At 73.5% G+C, this 20844-nt stretch carries 17 protein-coding genes and 1 other RNA gene; 7 read left to right on the top strand and 11 right to left on the bottom strand.

Translation table 11 applies throughout. The features are described from left to right. The 3 genes from OHA91_RS23490 to OHA91_RS23480 form a co-directional block, all read right to left on the bottom strand. Nucleotides 1-1179 (bottom strand): uroporphyrinogen-III synthase, encoded by a 1179-nt coding sequence (locus OHA91_RS23490; RefSeq protein WP_051893257.1) that lies wholly within the window; start codon nt 1177-1179, stop codon nt 1-3. A 95-nt stretch (nt 1180-1274) separates the two neighbouring features. Continuing rightward, entirely contained in the window at nt 1275-2642 is a 1368-nt protein-coding gene (locus OHA91_RS23485; protein ID WP_328739952.1) for a nitrate/nitrite transporter, read from the bottom strand. Nucleotides 2643-2739: 97 nt separating this feature from the next. Next, nucleotides 2740-3726 carry a LysR family transcriptional regulator gene (locus tag OHA91_RS23480; protein ID WP_031152429.1) on the bottom strand — a complete coding sequence of 329 codons (987 nt, stop codon included), beginning with the start codon at nt 3724-3726 and terminating at the stop codon, nt 2740-2742. A 93-nt stretch (nt 3727-3819) separates the two neighbouring features. Between OHA91_RS23480 and OHA91_RS23475 the strand changes: the two genes are divergently transcribed. From OHA91_RS23475 to OHA91_RS23460, 4 genes are all read left to right on the top strand, one after another. Beyond that, complete coding sequence (locus OHA91_RS23475) at nt 3820-5130, top strand: MFS transporter (protein ID WP_328741164.1); 1311 nt, start codon at nt 3820-3822, stop codon at nt 5128-5130. A 48-nt stretch (nt 5131-5178) separates the two neighbouring features. Beyond that, nucleotides 5179-6372, top strand: a complete 1194-nt coding sequence (locus OHA91_RS23470) for an SH3 domain-containing protein (RefSeq protein ID WP_328739951.1) — start codon at nt 5179-5181, stop codon at nt 6370-6372. A 165-nt stretch (nt 6373-6537) separates the two neighbouring features. Further along, the gene (locus tag OHA91_RS23465) at nt 6538-6810 is read left to right on the top strand and encodes a type II toxin-antitoxin system Phd/YefM family antitoxin (protein WP_031152436.1); all 273 of its coding nucleotides are present in this window, start codon (nt 6538-6540) and stop codon (nt 6808-6810) included. Then, nucleotides 6807-7070 (top strand): Txe/YoeB family addiction module toxin, encoded by a 264-nt coding sequence (locus tag OHA91_RS23460; RefSeq protein WP_328739950.1) that lies wholly within the window; start codon nt 6807-6809, stop codon nt 7068-7070. Before OHA91_RS23465 ends, OHA91_RS23460 begins: the two co-directional genes overlap by 4 nt. Before the next feature lie 95 nt (nt 7071-7165). Here OHA91_RS23460 and ssrA read toward each other — a convergent pair. From ssrA to ftsE, 5 genes are all read right to left on the bottom strand, one after another. Further along, nucleotides 7166-7554: a transfer-messenger RNA gene (gene ssrA, locus OHA91_RS23455) on the bottom strand. An 82-nt stretch (nt 7555-7636) separates the two neighbouring features. Beyond that, nucleotides 7637-8122, bottom strand: a complete 486-nt coding sequence (gene smpB, locus OHA91_RS23450) for an SsrA-binding protein SmpB (protein WP_030028291.1) — start codon at nt 8120-8122, stop codon at nt 7637-7639. An 18-nt stretch (nt 8123-8140) separates the two neighbouring features. Beyond that, nucleotides 8141-9328 (bottom strand): S41 family peptidase, encoded by a 1188-nt coding sequence (locus OHA91_RS23445; protein WP_266500772.1) that lies wholly within the window; start codon nt 9326-9328, stop codon nt 8141-8143. A gap of 67 nt (nt 9329-9395) precedes the next feature. Continuing rightward, nucleotides 9396-10358 (bottom strand): permease-like cell division protein FtsX, encoded by a 963-nt coding sequence (gene ftsX, locus OHA91_RS23440; RefSeq protein WP_031152441.1) that lies wholly within the window; start codon nt 10356-10358, stop codon nt 9396-9398. Nucleotides 10359-10374: 16 nt separating this feature from the next. After that, entirely contained in the window at nt 10375-11064 is a 690-nt protein-coding gene (gene ftsE / locus OHA91_RS23435) for a cell division ATP-binding protein FtsE (protein ID WP_030011324.1), read from the bottom strand. Nucleotides 11065-11300: 236 nt separating this feature from the next. On the opposite strand from ftsE, the gene OHA91_RS23430 reads away from it, so the two are divergent. Further along, nucleotides 11301-11492 carry a hypothetical protein gene (locus OHA91_RS23430; RefSeq protein WP_030662818.1) on the top strand — a complete coding sequence of 64 codons (192 nt, stop codon included), beginning with the start codon at nt 11301-11303 and terminating at the stop codon, nt 11490-11492. 135 nt (nt 11493-11627) lie between these two features. Here OHA91_RS23430 and prfB read toward each other — a convergent pair whose 3' ends face one another. Continuing rightward, entirely contained in the window at nt 11628-12737 is a 1110-nt protein-coding gene (gene prfB, locus OHA91_RS23425; RefSeq protein ID WP_031152444.1) for a peptide chain release factor 2, read from the bottom strand. Nucleotides 12738-13052: 315 nt separating this feature from the next. On the opposite strand from prfB, the gene OHA91_RS23420 reads away from it, so the two are divergent. Continuing rightward, nucleotides 13053-14054: an isopenicillin N synthase family dioxygenase gene (locus tag OHA91_RS23420; RefSeq protein WP_328739949.1), complete on the top strand. Its 1002-nt coding sequence runs from the start codon at nt 13053-13055 to the stop codon at nt 14052-14054. An 80-nt stretch (nt 14055-14134) separates the two neighbouring features. Here the strand turns inward: OHA91_RS23420 and OHA91_RS23415 are convergent, their stop codons facing one another. Continuing rightward, a complete protein-coding gene (locus OHA91_RS23415; protein ID WP_328739948.1) occupies nt 14135-15388 on the bottom strand; it encodes a serine/threonine-protein kinase in 1254 nt (417 codons plus the stop codon). A 159-nt stretch (nt 15389-15547) separates the two neighbouring features. Then, complete coding sequence (locus tag OHA91_RS23410; RefSeq protein ID WP_328739947.1) at nt 15548-17311, bottom strand: serine/threonine-protein kinase; 1764 nt, start codon at nt 17309-17311, stop codon at nt 15548-15550. A 435-nt stretch (nt 17312-17746) separates the two neighbouring features. Between OHA91_RS23410 and OHA91_RS23405 the strand changes: the two genes are divergently transcribed. Beyond that, entirely contained in the window at nt 17747-20809 is a 3063-nt protein-coding gene (locus tag OHA91_RS23405; protein WP_328739946.1) for an FHA domain-containing protein, read from the top strand. Nucleotides 20810-20844: the final 35 nt, after the last annotated feature.

Raw genomic sequence — 20844 nt, 5'->3', positions numbered from 1 at the left:
CTAGCCCAGGACTCCCCTGGCCGTCACCGCCACGTCCTGCGGGAGCTCCCCGTACTTGTCGTCGCCGCCCGCGTCCAGCGAGAGCCGGTAGCCGCGCTTGACCACCGTCTGGATGAGGTTCGGCGCCCCCAGCGCCGCCCGCAGCCGGGCCATCGCCGTCTCCACGGCGTGTTCGTCGCGGCCCGCACCCGGCAGCGCCCGCAGCAGTTCCGCACGGGCCACCACCCAGCCCGGCCGCCGTGCCAGGGCCCGCAGGAGGGCCATCCCGGCGGGCGGCACCGGCCGCAGTTCCGCGTCGAGGAGGACCGCGTGCCCCCGGATCTCCATCCGGTGCCCGGCCACCGGCAGCACCCGGGCCCGGCCGGGCAGCTCCTGGCAGAGCAGCTGCACCAGCGGGCCGAGCCGGAACCGTTCCGGCTGGACCGTGTCCACGCCGAGCGCCTGCAGCGGCAGCGCGGTCACCGGCCCGACGCACGCGGACAGCGGCCCGCCGCGCAGCGCGTCCAGCACGGCCTCCCGCATCCCCCGCTCCCCGGCCCGGGACAGCAGCGAGGCCGCCGCCGGGGCCGAGGTGAAGCTGACGGCGTCCACCGCGCCGCCGACGATCGCGTCCAGCAGCCGGTCCAGCGGTGCGAGGTCCTCCGGGGGCATCCACCGGTACACCGGGACCACCACCACCTCGGCCCCGCCGGCCCGCAGCGCCTCGACGAAGCCGGGCAGCGGCTCCCCGTGCAGCTGGAGCGCGATCCGCCGCCCGTCGACCCCGGCCGACAGCAGCCGGTCCAGTACCTCGGCGAGCGATTCCGACTCCGGGGACCACTCCTCCACGAGCCCGGCGGCCCGGACGGCACCCTTCACCTTCGGGCCGCGCACCAGCAGTTCGGTGGAGCGCAGCGTCTCCAGGAGCCCCTCGCCGATCCCCCACCCGTCGGCGGCCTCGACCCAGCCGCGGAAGCCGATGGCGGTGGTGGCGACGACCACGTCCGGCGGGCAGCCGATCAGTTCCTTGGTGGCGGCGAGCAGTTCGCTGTCGTCGGCGAGCGGGACGATCCGCAGCGCCGGCGCGTGCAGCACCGACGCCCCGCGCCGCCGCAGCAGCGCGATGAGTTCGTCGGCGCGCCGGGCCGCGGTGACCCCGACGGTGAAGCCTGCGAGCGGGCGGGTGTTCCTGTCGTCCATCGTGACCTGCCTACTGACGCATGTGGGGGCGGTACGGGTGGACCGAGCCTGCCAACTCGGCGTGTCGGACTCGGTTCACCCGTATTTCGCCCCGGTTACACCGACGTGAGCTGGGGTTTCGCCGGGGCCTCGGCCGCGTGGATCACCGGGGCCGCCGGGCGGCGAAGGTATACCGCCCAGGTCACCGCGCAGCACAGCGCGTAGAAGCCGAGGAAGGTGACGAAGGCCGTCGTACCGGATCCGGAGGTGCGGAACGCCTCCCGGAAGACCAGGTTGATGCCCAGGCCGCCGAGCGCGCCGACCGCCCCGATCAGCCCCATGGAGGCCCCGGAGAGCCGCCGCCCGTACGCCGCCGCGCTCTCGCCGCTCATCCCGCGCGCCAGGGCCTTCGCCTGGAAGATGCCCGGGATCATCTTGTACGTCGAGCCGTTGCCGAGCCCGCTCAGGACGAACAGGGCCACGAAGCCGACGAGGAAGACCGGCAGCGAGGACCGCTGCGAGGCGAACACGACCACCCCGGTCGCCGCCGCCATCGCGACGAACGTGCCCAGGGTGATCCGGGCCCCGCCGAACCGGTCCGCGAGCGCCCCGCCCACCGGCCGGATCAGCGAGCCGAGCAGCGGTCCGACGAAGGTCAGCGAGGCGGCCTGGAGCGGGGTGCGCCCGAACTGGGTCTGGAGGACCAGCCCGAAGGCGAAGCTGTAGCCGATGAAGGACCCGAACGTCCCGATGTAGAGGAACGACATGATCCAGGTGTGCGCGTCCTTCAGGGCCTCGCGGACCGCGCCGGTGTCGTTGCGGACGGGCGCCAGGTTGTCCATCCGTACGGCGGCCAGCACCGCGGCGATCACGATCAGCGGGATGTAGGCGCCCAGCAGCAGCCGCGGGTGGCCGGCTCCGGCGGTGGCGATGACGAGCAGGCCGGCCAGCTGGACGACGGGCACGCCGATGTTGCCGCCGCCGGCGTTCAGGCCGAGCGCCCAGCCCTTCTTCCGCAGCGGGAAGAAGGCGTTGATGTTGGTCATGGAGGAGGCGAAGTTGCCGCCTCCGACGCCGGTGAGGGCGGCGACGAGCAGGAAGGTCCCGTAGGAGGTCCCCGGCTCCATCACGACGATCGCGGCGACCGTCGGGGCGAGCAGCAGCAGCGCGCTGAAGACCGTCCAGTTCCGGCCGCCGAAGCGGGCGACGGCGAAGGTGTACGGCACGCGCACGAGGGCGCCCACGAAGGTGGCCGTCGCGATCAGGAAGAACTTCCCGGCCGGGTCGATGCCGTACTGCGGGCCCATGAAGAGGACCATCACGGACCAGAGGGACCAGATGGAGAATCCGATGTGCTCGGAGAGCACGGAGTACAGCAGGTTGCGGCGGGCGACCCGCTCCCCGGTCTCCTTCCAGAAGGTCTCGTCCTCGGGGTCCCACTGCTCGATCCAGCGGCCCCGCTTGCGCGGTGCGGTACCGGTCATCACACGCCTCCACAGCTGTCGCGTCCGTGGGAACGACGGTAGGAAGGGCGCGTTTCGGCCCCGGTCCCCGCCGGATGACCGCCGGGAAACCTTGCTCTCACCCGCCGCCCGGGCCGTGTGTGAGCGGGGCGGGCAGCCAGCTCCCGGCCGGTGGCACGAGCCAGCCCCGCTCGGCCGCCAGCCCGTCGGCCGCGGCCTGCAGGGCGTCCAGCCCTGGGTGGCCGAAACCCTTGCGCCACACCATCGACAGCGGCGACAGCGGCACCGGATCGGTCAGCGGCAGCTTCACGCACCCCGGCATCTGGAGGAAGCCCACGGTCGCCAGGACCGGATTGCCGGTCTTGACCATGACCCGGCGGAACTCGTCCATGCCCATCGCGACCGGCGCGGGCGGCGCCATCAGGATCCCCCTCCCGGTGAACAGCTCGCGCGCCAGCCCCGTCCACTCCAGCGTGCGGGGGTTCCCGGCGCCCGCGTACACGGTCTCCCCGGCCAGCGCGTCCAGCGGTACGGACTCGCCCGCCGCCAGGGGATGCCCCTCGGGCAGCAGCACGGCGAGCGGCTCGTACCGCACGGGCCGCTGCGCGAGCGGTGCCAGCAGTACGGGGTCGAGCCCGTCGGCGTACCCGAAGGCGACGTCGAGCCGGCCGGCCGCGACCTCGGCGGCGGCATGGGTGAGCCCGCTCTCGAAGCGAGCCATCAACTCGCAGTCCGGGGCGAGTTCGCGGGCCCGTTCCAGCACGGTGCGCGCGGTGCCGGGGCCGTCGGTGTTCAGGTCGACGAGGAGCGGCCGGGGCGCCGCGCCGGCCGCGGCCCCGGCTCCGAAGGCGCCGGTCAGCTCCTCGTGGGCGCGCAGCACGCGCCGGGCCAGGGGCAGCAGGCGGTGCCCGTCGGCGGTGAGCTCGACGGCGCGGGTGGTGCGGACGAACAGCGTGGCCGCCAGGGTCGCTTCGAGGCGCCGGACGTCCCGGCTCAGCGCCTGCTGGGCGACGTACAGGCGGGCGGCGGCCCGGGTGAAGTGCAGTTCCTCGGCAACGGCGACGAACCCGCGCAGCAGCCGGGGTTCCACATCACGGGGATTCACCCCCGGAGACTAACAACGGGAACGGGTGAATGGCCTCGGAACAGGTGTTGGACGCCGCACACCGCCCCGGCCGAGGGTGGATCCATGCCCCTCATGACCGTCACCGGCAGCACCCTCGTCATCACCGCCGCCTCCCCTGCCCCCGCCACCGCTCCCGTCGCGGCTCCCGCCGCCCGTCGCCGTGCCGCCGGGCGGGCACCCGGCCCCTACCGGACGCTGTTCGCACTGCCCGGCACCCGGGGGTTCACCGCCGGCAACCTCATCGCCCGCCTCCCGATGGGCATGTTCGGGGTCAGCGCGGTCATGATGATCGCCGGCCAGCGGGGCTCGTACGCGCTCGCCGGTGCGGTCACGGCGACCGGCCTGGCGGCCACGGCGGTGGTGGCGCCCTGGACCGCCCGCCTGATCGACCGCCACGGCCAGGCCCGGATCGCCGTGCCGGCGACGCTGATCGCGGTCCTCGGGTCGCTGGCCCTGATCGCCTGCGTCCGCAGCGGCGCTCCCGCCTGGACGCTCTTCGCCTCGTACGCCGCGACCGCCACCACGCCCAACATCGGCGGCATGTCCCGCGCCCGCTGGACGCACCTGCTGCACGACTCCCCCGCCGCCCACCACACGGCGATGTCCTTCGAACAGGCCGCGGACGAGCTGTGCTTCATGCTCGGGCCGGTCCTGGCGGCCTTCCTGTGCGGTGTGCTCTTCCCGGAGGCGGGCACCCTCGCCGGAGCTGCCCTGCTGCTCACCGGCATGCTGGCCTTCACCTCCTGCCGCGCCACCCAGCCCCCCGTGTCGGCGGCGCCGCGGCGCGGGTCCCCGCTGCGCGCGCTGGGTCCGCTGCTGCCGCTCTTCCTCGTCACGGGCGTGGTCTTCGGCTCGATGGAGGTCACCTCGATCGCCTACCTCGACGTCCAGGGCCTGGGCGCCGCCTCCGGCCTGGTCCTTGCCCTCCAGGCGGCGGGCTCCTGCGCGGCCGGCCTGCTCTACGGCACCGTGCGCGCCCGCTCGTTGAAGACCTGCGTGTGCGCCCTGGCCGTCTCGATGACCCTCCCGTGGGCGGCGGCGGCCACCGGCTCCGTGACCGCCCTGGCGGGCGCCCTGCTGCTGGCCGGCATGGCCACGGCCCCGACGATGGTCACGGCGATGTCGCAGGTCCACGCCCGCACCCCCGAGGGGCGGCTGAACGAGGGCATGACCCTGGCGGTCACCGCCATCTTCGCGGGCATCGCGGTCGGCGCGGCGAGCGCCGGCTGGGTGGTGGAGGGCGCGGGCCCGGCCGCCGCGTACGCGGTGCCGGCGACGGCCGCGCTGATCGCCCTGGCGATCGCCCTGGCAGGCCGATCGATCCGGCGGCCGAGTGATCGTTCCCGCGTGGTACGCACGACCACCGCGGGAGATCCGCGATAACTGGGGGTGCTTCCCCTCAGCGCCCTTCCCTTTGCGGAGGAACTACCCGTGCCTGCTTCCCGTTCCGTGCCCGCGGCCCTGTTCGTCGCAGCCGTCACCGCCGCCTGCCTGGCACCGGCCGTACCGGCCGCCGCCGACTCGTCGAACATCCGGTTCTTCCAGCCGTACGTCCCCTCGATCGCCCCCGGCGCGACGGGCCGCGTCGTCATCGCGGCCGCCAACGGGTCCGACCAGGCCGTCAGCAGCACCTTCCGGATCACCGCGCCGGACCGTACGACCTTCCCCGAGGCCCGCTTCTACTGGGACGGGCAGCGCTCCTCGCTCCCGTGCACGCGCTCGGCCGACGCCCGCCGGCTGACGTGCGACGCCGGGGACCGCGCCGGCTTCGTCTTCCCCTCGAACGAGCAGACCCGGCTGGGCGTCGCCCTGCGGGTGGACGCGGACGCGCCGCAGGGCACCACCCTGCACGGCGGCGAGTGGTCGACGGACGAGGCGGCGCCCGCCCTGTTCGCGGTCGCCACCCCGGTGACCGGCCCCAAGGGCGACAAGGGCGACGACGGCAAGCCGGGCCACCACGGCAAGCCCGGGCGCCCCGGCCCCAAGGGAGACAAGGGCGAGAAGGGCGAGAAGGGCGACAAGGGGGACAAGGGCGACACCGGCAAGCCGGGCCCGAAGGGCCACGAAGGCAAGCCCGGCCCGGCCGGCCCCCGCGGGCCGCAGGGCGAGCCGGGACCCGCGGGCGGCCCGAAGGGCGACACCGGCCCCGCGGGCCCGCGCGGACCGGAAGGCCCCCGCGGCCCGCAGGGCCACAAGGGCGACACCGGCAAGCCGGGCCCGAAGGGCCACGAAGGCAGGCCCGGCCCGCAGGGACCGCAGGGCCCGAAGGGCCACACGGGCAAGCCCGGCCCCGCAGGCCCCCAGGGCCCCAAGGGCCCGAAGGGCGACACCGGCAAGCCCGGAAAGCCCGGCGACTGCAAGTGCGGCGGCGGCCACCACGAGAAGCCCGAGGCAAAGCCCAAGGCCAAGATCGTCAGCCCCGGCAAGGGACTCGGAGTCCGCTCCGGCCCCGGCACCCACTACAAGCAGCAGGGCAAGATCCCGACCGGCACGGTGGTCAAGCTCCAGTGCAAGGTCAACGGCCAGAACGTCGACGGCAATTCGATCTGGTACAAGCTCGCCGACGGCTCCGGCTGGATCGCCGCCCGCTACGCCCTGAACCTCAACAAGGTCCCCTTCTGCTGACCCCCGCCCCCGCCTGACCCAGGCCCCCGCCCCCGCCTGACCCAGGCCCCCGGCCCCCCGGCCGGGGGCCCGTTGCCATGTACCCACACAGACCACGCCTCCGGTACCACAATCCGGTACGCGAGCGGTACCATAACCTCGTACCATTCCGAATGGAGGCGGCAGATGCCCATAAGCGCCAGCGAGGCTCGCAAGACGCTTTTCCCCCTCATCGAGCGCGTCAACGACGACCACGTCCCCGTACGCATCAGCTCCAAGAGCGGTGACGCGGTGCTCATGTCGGCGGCCGACTACGACTCCTGGCAGGAGACGGTCTACCTGCTGCGGTCCCCCGCGAACGCCCGTCGGCTGATGGAAGCCGTCGCACGGGACAAGGAAGGTGCCGCGAGCGTGGCGAAGAGCATGGAGGAGCTCCGGGAACTGGCCGGTGACGAGTGAGGAGCGTCCATTTCGACCCGGACGCATGGGAGGACTTCCTCTTCTGGCTCGGGGCGGACCGCAAGATGGCCAAGCGGATCACCCGCCTGATCCAGGAGATCCAGCGGTCCCCGTTCGCCGGCATCGGCAAGCCCGAACCACTCAAGGGCGACCTGACGGGCTACTGGTCCCGCCGGATCGACGACGAACACAGACTGGTCTACAGGGCCGACGACAAAGAAGCGAAGATCCTCAAGGCCCGCTACCACTACTCGGACTGACCTCTCGCCATCCCGTCGACCCGGCGGGCGCGGGAAAGCCGAAGGCCCCCGGTCGCGACGTCAGTCGCGACCGGGGGCCTTCGCCCACATGGGATGAGTGGAGATGGCGGGAATCGAACCCGCGTCCAACGGTGCAGAAGCAGGGCTTCTCCGAGCGCAGTCCGCTGCGCTTTTCTCAGCCCCGGAGATCACACGGACAAGTCTCCGACGGGCTCAGTCACTGTTTGGTTTCCCTCCAACCCCCGTGACCGGGGCTAGAGGTTTAGATCCCTAGTTGACGCCAGGATCCGGACCGGGACCACTTCCGGGCTGACGCTCCTCACAGAGGCTTCAGCTCACTGTTATTAGGCAGCGAGGGTGAAGCGGGAGTTATCGCTCTTGGAGTTGGCGATTATTTTTTGCGACATGTGGTTAGCGAGATCATTGCCGCTTCCTCGGCTCGCTTCCCCTGCATCGACATCCGCTGTCGAAACCGATCATCCCCATGTTTTTTTAACAATGTGCTCCACCCCGGGGGGCGGTGCTGACGCCATGGTACGCGAAGTGGACCACCGCGTGCCAGGTGATTAAACCGTGCCGCGCTGCTTGCGACGGATGGCCGAGATCGCCCGGTTCGTCTCGCGCGTGTCCTGCTTCTCCCGCAGCGTCTGCCGCTTGTCGTACTCCTTCTTGCCCTTCGCCAGCGCGATCTCGACCTTCGCGCGGCCGTCCTTGAAGTACAGCGAGAGGGGCACGATCGTGTGACCCGACTCGTCCGCCTTGCGCTCCAGCTTGTCGATCTCCTCCCGGTGCATGAGGAGCTTGCGCTTGCGCCGGGCGCTGTGGTTGGTCCAGGTGCCCTGGCTGTACTCCGGCACGTGCACGTTGTAGAGCCAGGCCTCCCGGCCCTCCACCGACACGAAGCCGTCCACCAGCGAGGCCCGGCCCTGGCGCATGGACTTGACCTCGGTACCGGTGAGCACGAGACCGCACTCGTAGGTGTCGAGGATCGCGTAGTCGTGCCGCGCCTTCTTGTTCTGGGCGATCAGCTTGCGCCCTTTTTCCTTAGCCATAGTGCGGTCATTTTCGCACTACGGACCCACCCCGAGGCCACCCAATACCGTGACGGCCCGCTCTTCGGCCCGCTCGCCCGCCGGTACGTCCGGGGTGATGCCGCCGCCGTCGAGGCTGCGGCCCGCCGGTGTGCGGTACGTGCCCACGGTCAGCTCGGCCACCGAGCCGTCCGGGAGCTCGGTCGGCATCTGCACCGAGCCCTTGCCGAAGGTCCGGCTGCCCACCGCCACCGCCCGGCCGCGGTCCTGGAGCGCGCCCGTGACCAGCTCGGCGGCGCTCATCGTGCCCCCGTCGACGAGGGTCACCAGCGGCCGGGTCGTGTCCCCGCCCGGGGCCGCGTTCAGGACGCGCTGCTCGCCCCGTACGTCGTACGTCGCCACGAGCCCGCCGTCCAGGAACGCGGATGCGGCCGCGACGGCCTCGGCGACCAGCCCGCCGCGGTTGCCGCGCAGGTCGAGCATGACCCCGCCGCCGGCCGGGGCCGCGCGGACGGCCGCCCTGACCCGCTCGCCGGAACCGCGCGTGAAGGAGGTGACCTTGATGACGGTGACGTCGCCCGCGAGCTGCCGGACGGTGACCGGCTCAGTGCTCAACCGCTCGCGCAGGACGGTCTCGGTGAGGTCGGCGCCGTCCCTGCTCAGGTTCAGCACGACGGGGGTGCCGGCGGTGCCGCGCAGCAGCGCGACCACGTCGGCGACGGCCATCCCGGTCACGGCGTGCCCGTCGACGCTCAGCAGCCGGTCCCCGGCGCGCAGGCCGGCCCGGGCGGCCGGGCCGGCGGGCTGGACCCCGTCGACGGTGATCATGCCGTCCTGGGCGCGCACGGCCCAGACCCCGACACCGGTCCAGTGCCCGTCGAGTCCCTCGGCGAAGGCGGCGTACTCGCCCCGGTCGTAGACGGTGCCCCAGCGGTCGCCGCTGCGGCTGACGACCTCCTGTGCGGCCTTCTTGCCGGACTTGCCCTCGGCGACGGCCTCGGCGGCGGCCCGGGCGACCGCCTCTCGGTCGGCGGTGCCCGGCGCGCGCGGGGCTCCGGGCGCGGGGGCGTCCGTACGGGCGGCGGCCACGGCGCCGTCCTCGCGGTCCCAGCAGCCGGTGAACGCGCCGACGGCGACGACGGCGACGAAGGTTAACGTCAAAACGGCCCCGCGACGTGGGTCGCGGGGCCGGAGACAGGAGGCGGGGATACTCGGCAAGCCCAGCATGGCGCCGAGTCTAGGACAAGCCCCGCGCCGGTACGGATGGTTGGCCGGACCGCTTGCGGGGCGCTTGTCACACCTTCAGGTACTTGCGCAGGGCGATGAAGGCGGCCATGGAGGGCATCAGGAGGCCGATGAAGAGCACGTACGGGAGCTTGGCCAGCACCGATCCCCAGCCCATGAAGTCGATGAGCTGGATCTTGTCCCGCAGGCCGACGCCGTGGTCGATCACGAAGTACTGGCCGGAGACGAGCATGGCGCAGGCGAAGAGCGCGCCGATGAGGCCGGCGACGGCGGCCTCCATGATGAAGGGGACCTGGATGTAGAAGCTGGAAGCGCCCACGAGCCGCATGATCCCGGTTTCCCGCCTGCGGCTGAACGCCGAGACGCGCACGGTGTTGACGATCAGCAGCAGCGCCACGATCAGCATGATCGCCATGATGCCCACGGCAGCCATGTTGAGGTAGTTGAGGATCCGGAACAGGTCGTCGATCGCCTGGCGCTGGTCGTCGACGGTGTGGATGCCGTCGCGGCCCGCGAAGGCGGAGGTGACCACCTTGTACTTCTCCGGGTTCTTGAGCTTGACCCGGAAGGACTCCTGCATCTGGTCGGGCGTGATGGAGGAGGCCAGGGCGGTGTGGCCGTACTGCTCCTGGTAGTGCTTGTACGCCTCGTCGGCCGACTCGTAGGTCACCGACTTGACCAGGGACATCGCCTTGAGCTCGGACTCGATCTGCTTCTTCTGCTCTTCGGTCACGGCGCCCTTGCGGCAGGTGGCCACGCCTCCCGCGCCGCCTCCCGCGCTGGTGGCGGCGGCCTCGCCGGCCTCCTGGGCGTCCTGCTTGTTGCAGAGGTAGATCGAGACGTTGGCCTTGTCGTACCAGTAGCCCTTCATCCTGCCCACCTGCTCGCTCATGAGCAGGGAGCCGCCGAACAGGGCCAGTGACAGGGCCACCGAGATGATGACCGCGAAGGTCATGGTGAGATTGCGGCGGAGGCCGACGCCGATCTCGGACATGACGAACTGGGCGCGCATGACTCTGGGGGGCCTTTCAGTGCTGGTAGCCGTAGACGCCGCGCGACTGGTCGCGCACGAGTCGGCCCTGTTCGAGTTCGATGACGCGCTTGCGCATCTGGTCGACGATCTGCTGGTCGTGCGTCGCCATGATCACGGTGGTACCGGTCCGGTTGATCCGGTCCAGCAACTTCATGATCCCGACGGAGGTCTGGGGGTCGAGGTTGCCGGTGGGCTCGTCCGCGATCAGCAGCGCCGGGCGGTTGACGAAGGCGCGGGCGATGGCCACGCGCTGCTGCTCACCGCCGGAGAGCTCGCCGGGCATGCGCTCTTCCTTGCCGCCCAGGCCCACGAGTTCGAGCACCTGCGGGACGGCCTTGCGGATCTCGCCCCTGGGCTTGCCGATGACCTCCTGGGCGAAGGCCACGTTCTCGGCCACTGTCTTGTTGGGCAGCAGGCGGAAGTCCTGGAAGACGGTCCCCAGCTGGCGCCGCATCTGCGGGACCTTCCAGTTGGAGAGCTTGGCGAGGTCCTTGCCCAGGACGTGCACCTGGCCGTGGCTCGCCCGCTCCTCGCGCAGGATCAGGCGCAGGAACGTGGACTTGCCGGAGCCGGACGAGCCGACCAGGAAGACGAACTCGCCCTTCGCGATGTCGAGGGAGACTTCTCTGAGTGCGGGACGGCTCTGCTTCGGGTAGGACTTGGAGACGCTGTCGAATCGGATCACGGGTGCACCACGGTCGCCGGGAGTAGGTGTGCGTGACCATACGCGAACGGGCGCGAGGTGTGGACCCGGCATCCGGAGTTGTCCGCTTTATCCCCTGGTCCGGGAGGGTCCGTTCCGCGATTGCCCGGACGGGCCGCGCCGAATGTCGGCGAAGCTGGCACAGTGGTAGGGGGAACGCTCCGGTTCCCCGTGCCGTTAGGCAAGAAGGAAGACCGAGGGGACGAGAGGAGGAGCGCATGACATATGACCGGCTCGTGTGCGCGAACTGCGCCGCACCCGTCAGCCAGGGCCGCTGCCCGGTGTGCCGGGCGAACCGGGAGCGCCTCCAGCAGGAGGGCCCCTTCTCCGGCTTGAACCCCGTGGCTCTCATCGTGCTCATGGTGGTCCTCGTGGCAGCTCTGGTGCTGGTGGCCCAGCAGACCGCCTAGGAGGCTGTCCGGGCGGGACCCCGGCGCCGGTACTCGTCGGTGCCCGCGCCGCGTACCGATCACATACAGCGGAAGGGCCCGGACACCTGGTGTCCGGGCCCTTCCCGTGTTCCGTGCGTGCGCGCAGGGAGCGCCTTACGCGGTCTGCTCCTGCTGCTTGCGCCAGCGGATTCCGGCCTCCAGGAAGCCGTCGATCTCGCCGTCGAGGACCGCCTGCGGGTTGCCGACCTCGAACTCCGTCCGCAGGTCCTTGACCATCTGGTACGGGTGCAGGACGTAGGAGCGCATCTGGTTGCCCCAGGAGCTGCCGCCGTCCTTGAGGGCGTCCATCTTGTCCTTCTCCTCCTGGCGGCGCCGCTCGAGCAGCTTGGCCTGGAGGACGTTCATCGCGCTGGCCTTGTTCTGGATCTGCGAGCGCTCGTTCTGGCAGGAGACGACGATGCCGGTCGGGATGTGCGTGATGCGCACGGCCGAGTCGGTCGTGTTGACGCCCTGGCCGCCGGGGCCGGAGGCGCGGTAGACGTCGACGCGCAGTTCGGACTCGTCGATCTCGACGTGGTCGCTGGTCTCGACGACCGGGAGCACCTCGACGCCCGCGAAGGAGGTCTGGCGGCGGCCCTGGTTGTCGAAGGGCGAGATGCGCACCAGGCGGTGGGTGCCCTGCTCGACGGAGAGGGTGCCGTAGGCGTACGGGGCCTTGACGACGAAGGTGGTCGACTTGATGCCGGCCTCTTCCGCGTACGAGGTCTCGTAGATCTCGGTGGAGTAGCCGTGGCGCTCGGCCCAGCGCAGGTACATGCGCTGGAGGCGCTCGGCGAAGTCGGAGGCGTCGACGCCGCCGGCCTCGGCACGGATGTTGACCAGGGCCTCGCGCTCGGCGTACTCGCCGGAGAGCAGGGTCCGGACCTCCATCTCGTCCAGTGCCTTGCGCACGGACGTCAGCTCGGTCTCGGCCTCGGCGAGGGTGTCGGCGTCGTCCATCTCCTGGGCGAGCTCGAACAGCACCCCGAGGTCGTCGATGCGCCCGCGCAGGGTCTCGGCCTTGCGGACCTCGGCCTGGAGGTGCGAAAGCTTGCTCGTGATCTTCTGGGCGGCTTCCGGGTCGTCCCACAGGGACGGCGCGGCGGCCTGCTCCTCGAGCACGGCGATATCTGCCCTCAGCTTGTCGAGGTCCAGGACGGCCTCGATCGACCCCATGGTCGAGGAGAGGGACTTCAGCTCTTCGGAAACATCGACGACTGCCACGGGTCCAGCGTAGCCGGTCCGCAGCCAAGCCCGTCCGGGCAGGCCGGATCACCCGTTCTGATGATGGCTCGCACGGGCGTACGCTCACCGTATGACCGTTCTCCTCGTCAAGCGCCGCCATGTGGACTACATGCGCGTCACGACGACGAGCTGTCAGCCGCCGGACCGAACCCAAGCCTGATCCACCCCGATCCGACTTGGTCCTGTACGCGGCCCAAGCGGTCCCGGCACCATCCCTGCCGGCGGCCCCACCCCACCCGCTGCCCCCGCCACCTCTGGGGAACAGGACCCCGTGACATCCGAAACGGAGCCGTCATGCCGTCCGCGCACTCCCTCCCCGTCCTGGACCTCTCCCAGGCCGACGACCCGGCCCAGCGGGCCGAATTCCTGAAGAAGCTGCACGCAGCAGCCAGGGACACCGGTTTCCTGCACCTGACCGGGCACGGCGTGACCGCCGCCGAGAGCGCCCGCATCCTGGAGGTCACCCGGACCTTCTTCTCCCTCCCGGAGGCCGACCGGCTCGCCGTGAGCAACCTCAACTCCCCGCACTTCCGCGGCTACACCCGGATCGGGCACGAGCTGACCGGCGGGGCCTCGGACTGGCGCGACCAGCTGGACGTGGGCGCGGAGCGGCCGGCGCCGGTGGTGGGCCCGGACGACCCGCCGTACCTGTGGCTGGAGGGCCCGAACCAGTGGCCGGCCGCCCTTCCCGAGCTCCGCACGGTGGTCCTGGACTGGCAGACCCGCCTGGCAGCGGTGGCGCACCGCCTGCTCCAGGAGCTCCTGGTCTCGATCGGCGCCCCGGCGGACTTCTTCGACGAGGCCTTCGCCGACCGCCCCCACCTGCACACCAAGCTGATCCGCTACCCGGGGTCGGCCCCGTCCGGCGCCGACCAGGGGGTCGGGGCGCACAAGGACTACGGCTTCCTCACTCTCCTGCTGCAGGACTCGGTGGGCGGCCTGCAGGTGGTCCGGGACGGCGGCTACGTGGACGTGCCGCCGATGCCGGGGGCCTTCGTGGTGAACCTGGGCGAGCTGCTGGAGATCGCGACCGAGGGGTACCTGACGGCGACCGACCACCGGGTGGTCAGCCCGCCCGGGGCGGTGGAGCGGTTCTCGGTGCCGTTCTTCTACAACCCGCGGCTGGACGCGGTGGTGGAGACCGTGCCGGGCGACTACCTGCGCTCGGCGCCCGGGGTCGCGCACGACGCGACGAACCCGCTGCACGCCGAGTACGGCCGCAACGAGCTGAAGGGCTGGGTCCGCGCCCACCCGGCCGTGGCGCGGCGCTGGCACCCGGAACTGGTCCCGGCGTAGCCGTCCGCGGCGGCGGGGGCGGGGCGCGTCCGCCGCGCGGGGTCCGGGGGCGGGGCCCCCGGCCCCGGCGCCGCACGGCCTTACGGCACCCGTGGAACGGACTGCTGCTTGTTGTCCTGGCGGGGCTGCGGCTCGTCGCCCCCGGAGAAGGCCAGCCAGCTGCCCAGGCCGACGGCGGCGGCCAGGGCCACGGCGACCGCGGACAGGGTCAGGCGCCGCTTGCGCGCGGCCTCTGCGCGGTGCCGGGCCGAGCCGGGCCGGTGCCCGCCGGCCGGGCGCGGCACGCGGGCCGTGCCCAGCGCCCCGCCCGCCAGCTCGTCCGGCCCGGGCACCCGCATCGAGGTGTGGGTGTCCCGGTTGGAGTCGGTCGCCGACCCCGGCACCAGCGGGACCACGCTGCGCCGCCGCACCGGGTCGGCGGAGGGCTCCTCGGAGACCGCGGGCTCCGGCTCCGCGTCGTCCGGCTCGTCCACGTCCAGGGGCGGCATCCCGGCCAGCATCGGCAGCAGGTCCCGCAGCCGGACCGACAGCTCCGAGGCCCGCAGCCGCGAGGCCGGGGCCTTGGCCAGGCACTGCACGATCAGCTGCCACAGCTCGTCGGGGATCCCCGGCAGCGGGACGACCGTCTCCGTCACGTGCCGCCGCAGGACGGCGCCCGGGTGGCCCCCGCCGAAGGGCGTGAACCCGGCCAGCAGCTCGTACAGGACCGTGGCGAGGGCGTATATGTCCACGGCCGCGCGCGGGGGCAGGCCCTCCACGATCTCGGGCGCCAGGTAGTCCGGGGTGCCGATGATCCGGGTCGTCGGGGCGGTGGCCCGGCCCGCGGAGGCCCGGCGGGGGGAGTCGATCAGCTTGGCGACGCCGAAGTCGGTCAGCAGGGCGGGGTGCGAGCCGCCGGGGCCGAGCGGGCCCTGCATGTCCAGCAGGACGTTCTCCGGCTTGACGTCCCGGTGCACGACGCCCGCCGCGTGCGCCGCGGCCAGCGCGTCGGCCACGTCCGCGACGATCGCCACGGCCGCCTCGGGGGCCAGCCTGCGCTCGCGGTCGAGCCGCGTGCGCAGGTCCGTACCGCGTACGAGGTCCATGACGAGGGCGAGGTCGTTGCCGTCCACGACGAGGTCGCGGACGGAGACGACGTGCGGATGCTCCAGGCCGAGCAGGGCGCTGCGCTCCTGGACGAAGCGTCCGACCAGTTCCTGGTCCGACGCGAGGTCCTCACGCAGGAGTTTGACGGCGACGGGCCCGTCAGGCCCATCGCCCAGCCACACCGTGCCCGCGCTGCCGCGCCCCAGGATCTGGTGCGCGGTGTACCGGCTGCCGATTTTCCGTGCCACGACTGCTCCCTCAGTGGCTGGCGTACGCCCCAAAGCTACGCGGCCCGATGGGCTTCGGAGGCCAGCAGGGGGCCCGATTCGCGACGACCTTCACTTCTGCGGGCGAAATCACGCCCCGGATGTCGACAAATCCACGAAGTCGGCGCTACGGGCCCCGACTCAGGGGGCGCCGGAGCCGGAACCCGAGGAGCCCGAGCTCGCCGAGTCGCCGATCGTGGTGACCCAGTCGACGACGCCGGTGCCCCAGCTCCACACCTGGTCCCACCACCCCTTGCCGGTGCCGACCCACTCCTGGAGCGGGGTCAGCTCCCAGATCAGCCAGCCCGCCACGAAGAAGACCAGGATCAGCACGAGGCATCCCTTGAGGCAGCCGAGGCCGGGGATCCGCACCGGGTTGGCGCTGCGGCGGCGCGGCTCGCGCGGCTCCCGGGGGGCCGGGGGCTGCGGCGGGGCCTGCTGGGGCTGCTGCGGCTGGCGGTACTGCGGCTGCTGCGGCTGCTGGTACTGCTGGCGCTGCTGCGGCTGGTAGTGCTGCGGCGGCGGGGGCGGCGGCGCGTACTGCTGCTGCGGAGGCTGCTGCGGCTGGCGGTACTGGGGCTGGTGCGGCTGCTGGTACTGCTGCTGCGGCGGCGGACCCTGCCGGTACTGCGGCGGCTGCTGGGGCCGGTGCTGCGGCGGCGGGGGCGCCTGGCGCTGTGGACGGCGGCGCAGGGGGTCGTCCTCGGGGTCGAGGTACTGGATCTGCGTCTGCTCGTTGCGGTCGCGGGCGGCTGCCATCTGCGTCTGCCACGGGTGCGGCGCGTCCGGCTGCTGCACGGGCGGCATGACCGAGGTCGGGTCGGCCCCGGGGCCTCCCGTGCTCGGCAGCACCGAGGTGGCGTCGGCGGCGCCGACCGGCGGCATGACGCTGGTCATGGCGTTCGGGTCGTAGGCGCCCATCGGGGAGCCCGCCCCGGACGGCAGCACCTGGGTGGGGTCGGCGGCGCCGGGGGTCTCGGGGACCGGGGCCGGAGAGGGGTCGGGCGCGAGGAGGGCGCCCACGCCGAGCGCGGCCTCCACCTCGGCGGACGTGGAGTGCACGCCGATGCCGGCGGCGACCACGCGCAGGCCGCGGGCCAGGCTCACGGCGCTGGGGCGCTCGTTCGGCTCCTTGCGCAGGCAGCGCTCGATGACCGTCCACAGCGGCTCGGGCACGGTCGAGGGGCGCTGCGGCTCCTCGCTGAGGTGGCGGTGGAGCACTTCGAGCGCGGTGCCCCCGGCGAACGGCGGGCGGCCGGTGAGCAGCTCGTAGAGCAGGATGCCGGCGCCGTAGATGTCGACGGCGGAGGTCTGCGGGCGGCCCTCGGCGGACTCGGGGGCGACGTAGGCGGGGGTGCCGACGAACTCGTGCGTGCGGGTCAGGCCCGGGGAGTCCGCGAGGCGGGCGATGCCGAAGTCGGTGAGCATCGGCTTCATCTGGCCGCCGCGCTCGTCGAGGAGCACGTTGGCCGGCTTGAGGTCGCGGTGTACCACGCCGTCGGCGTGGCTGGCGGCGAGCGCGTCCGCGATCTGGGCGGTCAGCAGGCTCGCGGCGACGGGCGTGAAGGGGCCGTTCTCGCGCAGGTACCGGTGCAGGTCGGGGCCCTCGATCAGGTCCATGACCAGGGCGAGCAGGTCGCCCTCGACGACGAGGTCGCGGGTGCGCACGATGTTGGGGTGGGTCAGGCGCAGCAGGACCGAGCGCTCCCGCAGGAAGCGCATGACGATGTCGGCGTCCTGGGCCAGCTCCTCCTTGAGGACCTTGATGGCCACGGTCTCGCCGGGCTGTCCCGCGACGGCCGCCTCGGCGCCGGCGGTCTCCCTCTGGCGGGCACGCCAGACAGTGCCCGTGGCGCCGCGCCCGAGCGGCTCCTCGAGCAGGTATTTACTGCCGACTGGCCGCACGTCTCGCGCTCCCCTGCTGTCGTCTGCTGTGGTCGATCCGTCGAGTGGTTTTCCGGCCCACTCTAGGGGGTGTCCCCCGGGAAGACGCCGGTCCGCGGAGGTTGGTTGCCGCACATATGTACGGAGGGTGACGTTTTCGGGGTATGCCGGAGGCGATTTTCCCCCTCTTTCCCCCGCTCGCGGTCCGGATTCGATCGGGCCCTTGCCCGGCCCGCAACAGATCAAGATCATTTATTGCCGGGTGCCGGGCGTGTTGTCCGCGACAGGTGCGAGGATGCACCCGTACGGAACGGCACGGGACGGGAGCCCCGCCTTCCGGGCAGACCTGACCGGACGACGCGTCCGTGCCGGGTGGGGGCGATCGGGCATGCGTGTCACGGGATCCCCTGCCGGGCGCACACACCGCGCACCGCGCAGAAGGGACCGCTGACGGCGATGCAGATCCGGCTGACCGTCCTCGGGTCGCGCAGCGGCCACCAGACCGCCCCCGCGAGCTGTGACGTGCTCGTCACCGCGCCCGCCGGCACCGCGCTGGCCGCGGTCGCCTCCGGGCTCGCGGCCACCGTCGGCGGCCCCGACACCGGGGGCACGGTCGTGCTGTACGCGGGCTCCGAGCGCCTCGACCTCCAGCGGCGGGTGCTGGGCGAGCCGCCGCTGGTGGACGGCGCGGTGCTGGCGCTGCACTCCCCGATGCCGGACGTGCTGCCCGAGGACGGCCTCGGCGCGCCCCAGCTGCACGTCGTGGCCGGACCCGACGCGGGCGGGGTGCACCTGCTGCACGGCGGGCAGATCCGGATCGGCCGGTCCTCCGACGCCGACGTCCCGCTGGACGACCCCGACGTGTCCCGGATGCACTGCGCGGTGACGGTCATCGGCGACGGCCGGGTCGCCGTGGCGGACCTGGACTCGACCAACGGCACCACCCTCGACGGCTCCCCGGTCGGGATCCAGCCGGTCGCCCTGCCCCCGGGGGCCCTGCTGCAGGTCGGCGAGTCCACCCTGCGGCTGGCGCCCGCGAGCGCGCCCGCGCTGCCCGTGATCCCGGACCAGGAGGGCCACCTGGCCCTCGCCGCGCCCACCGGCTCCGACGGCCCCGACGGCCCCGCAGGGGCCTTCCCCGACGTCCCCGGGAGCGCCGCGGGCGCCCGCGGCCCGGCCGGCCCCGGCGCCCGGGCGTACGGCCTGCACCTGCCGCCCGCCGCGCCCGGCCGGGCACCGGGCGCCTCCGGCACCGCCGCGGACACCGCCGGGCCGGCCGGCGCGGTCGGCGCCGCCCACCCCGGTACGCCCGACTCCGCCGACGGTCCCGGCGCGGCCGGGCCGGACGGGTCCCGGCCCGGATCCGGCCGCCGCAAGGGCCTCGGGGCGTGGGCCCGCAAGTGGGTGCGCGGAGAGGACGTCGCGCAGGCCGCTCCGGAGGCCGTCGTCGCCGCCACCCCGCCGCACCCCGACGACCCGGCCGCACTGCTGCTGGCCGCGATGGGACCCACCGCGCGCCTGTGGTCCCGTACGTCCGGGCGGGCCGCCGGTACCGCGCCGCTGGAGGTCGGGCTCGGCGCCGGCAACCGGGTGTCGCTGCCCGCCGTCGGCGCCCTCGGCCTGGCCGGCCCGCGCGCCCGGCTGTCCGGGGCCGCCCGCTGGGTGGTCGCGCAGCTCGCCGGACTGCACGCACCGGGGCAGCTGGAGATCGTGCTCGTCTGCGCCGACCGGGCCCGTCCGCTCGCCGACCGGCGGCGCGACTGGGGCTGGCTGGGCTGGCTGCCCCACGTACGGCCCGCGCACGGCCAGGACTGCCGCCTGCTCCTCGCGTTCGACCGCGACCAGGCCGCCGCCCGCACGGCCGAGCTGACCCGGCGCCTCGACGACGGTCCGCTGGGCGCGCACTGGGCGAGCGCCTCTCCCGACCAGGTCCGCGAGACGGCCGACGCCTACGCGGGCCCGTACACGCTCCTCGTCCTCGACGGCGATCCGGGCACCGGCGCGCTGCGCGACATCACAGGCCGGCTCGCCTCGCACGGGCCGGCCGCCGGGATCCACGTCCTGGCACTCGCCGAGGCCCCGGCCGCCACCCCCGCCTCCCCGGTCACCGACACGTACGAGTCCGCCTGCGCGGGCACCTCCGCCTTCCGGGACTGCGGTGCGGTCGCCCTGCTCAGCGGGGACGTGGCCACGGCCGTACGGACCTTCGAGATCCGGGGCGGCCGGCCGGTCCCGTCCGGCGGCACCGCCGTCTCCGACGCCGTCTCCACCGCCTGGGCCGAGCGGTTCGCCCGGGCCCTGGCACCCCTGCGGCCCACCGACGCCGGGACCGGCGGGCCGAGCCGTCCCACGGCCGCCACGCTGCCCGCCACGGCACGCCTGCTGGACGAGCTGGGGCTGGCCCGGGCCACCCCGGCCTCCCTGATGGCCCGCTGGGCGGCCGCCACCGACCAGGGGCAGGGCCAGGGCGGCCTGGCCGAGATCGTGCTGGGCAGCGGGCGGCGCGGACCCGTCGGCACCGAACTGGTCCACGACGGCCCGCACCTGATCGTGGAGGGGCCCGCCGGCAGCGGGCGGACCGAGCTGCTGCGCTCGGTGGCCGCTTCGCTGTCCTCGGGCGCCCGGCCGGACCGGCTCGGCCTCGTCCTCCTCGACGGGGCCGGCGGCGAGCGCGGCGACGGACTGCTGCCCTGTACCGAACTCCCGCACGTCTCCGCCCACCTCGTCGCCTCCGACCCGCTGCGCATGCGGGAGTTCGCGCAGGCGCTGGGCGCGGAGCTCAAGCGGCGCGCCGAGCTGCTGGACGGCGTCCACTTCGCCGAGTGGCACGCGCAGCGCGAGGTGTCCGGCCGGATGGTCGCGCCCCGCCGACCCGCCCCGGGCGAGGTCCGCGGCGACGGCGGCCCGTCCGCCGGCCCGCCGGGCACCGGCGAGCCCGTACGGACGGGAACGCTGCGGCTGCGCGCCTCGGCCACCCGTACGGATCCGGTCGGGCCGAGCCCGCTGCCCCGCCTGGTCGTGCTCGTGGACGACCTCGACGCACTGGTCGCGCCCGGGCTGGGCAGTGCGGGGCGGCCCGCCGCCGGCTCGGTGGTGCGGGCGCTGGAGGCGGTGGCCCGTGACGGCGCCCGGCTCGGCGTGCACCTGGTGGCGAGCACGTCCCGCCCGGACCGTACGGCCGACACCGGCCCGGCCCGGATGGCGGCCCTGCGCGTGGAGCTCGAGGCCCCGGACCAGCCGGGGCCCGGCCGCGGCGTGCTCCGCTTCGCGGACGGCCGTACGGTCCCCTTCCAGGCGGGCCGGGTCACCGGGCGGATCCCCCGGACGGCGACCCTGCGGCCGACGGTGGTCCCGGTGGAGTGGGAGCGGATGGGCGATCCGCCGGCCCGCCGGCCGGTGCGCGAGCTGGGCAACGGCCCGACCGACCTCGCGCTGCTGGCCAGCGCCCTGGACCGGGCCGCGCACCTGGTCTCGGCGATACCCGTGCTGTTCCCGCCGGCGCCCCTGGACGCCTCCTGAGGTCCTGGCGACACTGCCGGGCCTCGCGCCCGTCC

Origin of the sequence: Streptomyces erythrochromogenes, from assembly GCF_036170895.1 — a bacterium.
GTDB classification, from domain to species: Bacteria; Actinomycetota; Actinomycetes; order Streptomycetales; family Streptomycetaceae; genus Streptomyces; species Streptomyces erythrochromogenes.
This window is presented reverse-complemented; position numbering and strand designations above follow the sequence as displayed.

Bases quoted from the DNA above. Each gene is read 5' to 3' on its own strand.
- OHA91_RS23445 (WP_266500772.1), bottom strand. From the start codon at position 9,328: ATGCTGGGCTTGCCGAGTATCCCCGCCTCCTGTCTCCGGCCCCGCGAC.
- OHA91_RS23485 (WP_328739952.1), bottom strand. From the start codon at position 2,642: ATGACCGGTACCGCACCGCGCAAGCGGGGCCGCTGGATCGAGCAGTGG.
- OHA91_RS23420 (WP_328739949.1), top strand. From the start codon at position 13,053: ATGCCGTCCGCGCACTCCCTCCCCGTCCTGGACCTCTCCCAGGCCGAC.
- ftsX (WP_031152441.1), bottom strand. From the start codon at position 10,358: ATGCGCGCCCAGTTCGTCATGTCCGAGATCGGCGTCGGCCTCCGCCGC.
- OHA91_RS23475 (WP_328741164.1), top strand. From the start codon at position 3,820: ATGACCGTCACCGGCAGCACCCTCGTCATCACCGCCGCCTCCCCTGCC.
- OHA91_RS23405 (WP_328739946.1), top strand. From the start codon at position 17,747: ATGCAGATCCGGCTGACCGTCCTCGGGTCGCGCAGCGGCCACCAGACC.
- smpB (WP_030028291.1), bottom strand. From the start codon at position 8,122: ATGGCTAAGGAAAAAGGGCGCAAGCTGATCGCCCAGAACAAGAAGGCG.
- OHA91_RS23490 (WP_051893257.1), bottom strand. From the start codon at position 1,179: ATGGACGACAGGAACACCCGCCCGCTCGCAGGCTTCACCGTCGGGGTC.
- OHA91_RS23465 (WP_031152436.1), top strand. From the start codon at position 6,538: ATGCCCATAAGCGCCAGCGAGGCTCGCAAGACGCTTTTCCCCCTCATC.
- OHA91_RS23430 (WP_030662818.1), top strand. From the start codon at position 11,301: ATGACATATGACCGGCTCGTGTGCGCGAACTGCGCCGCACCCGTCAGC.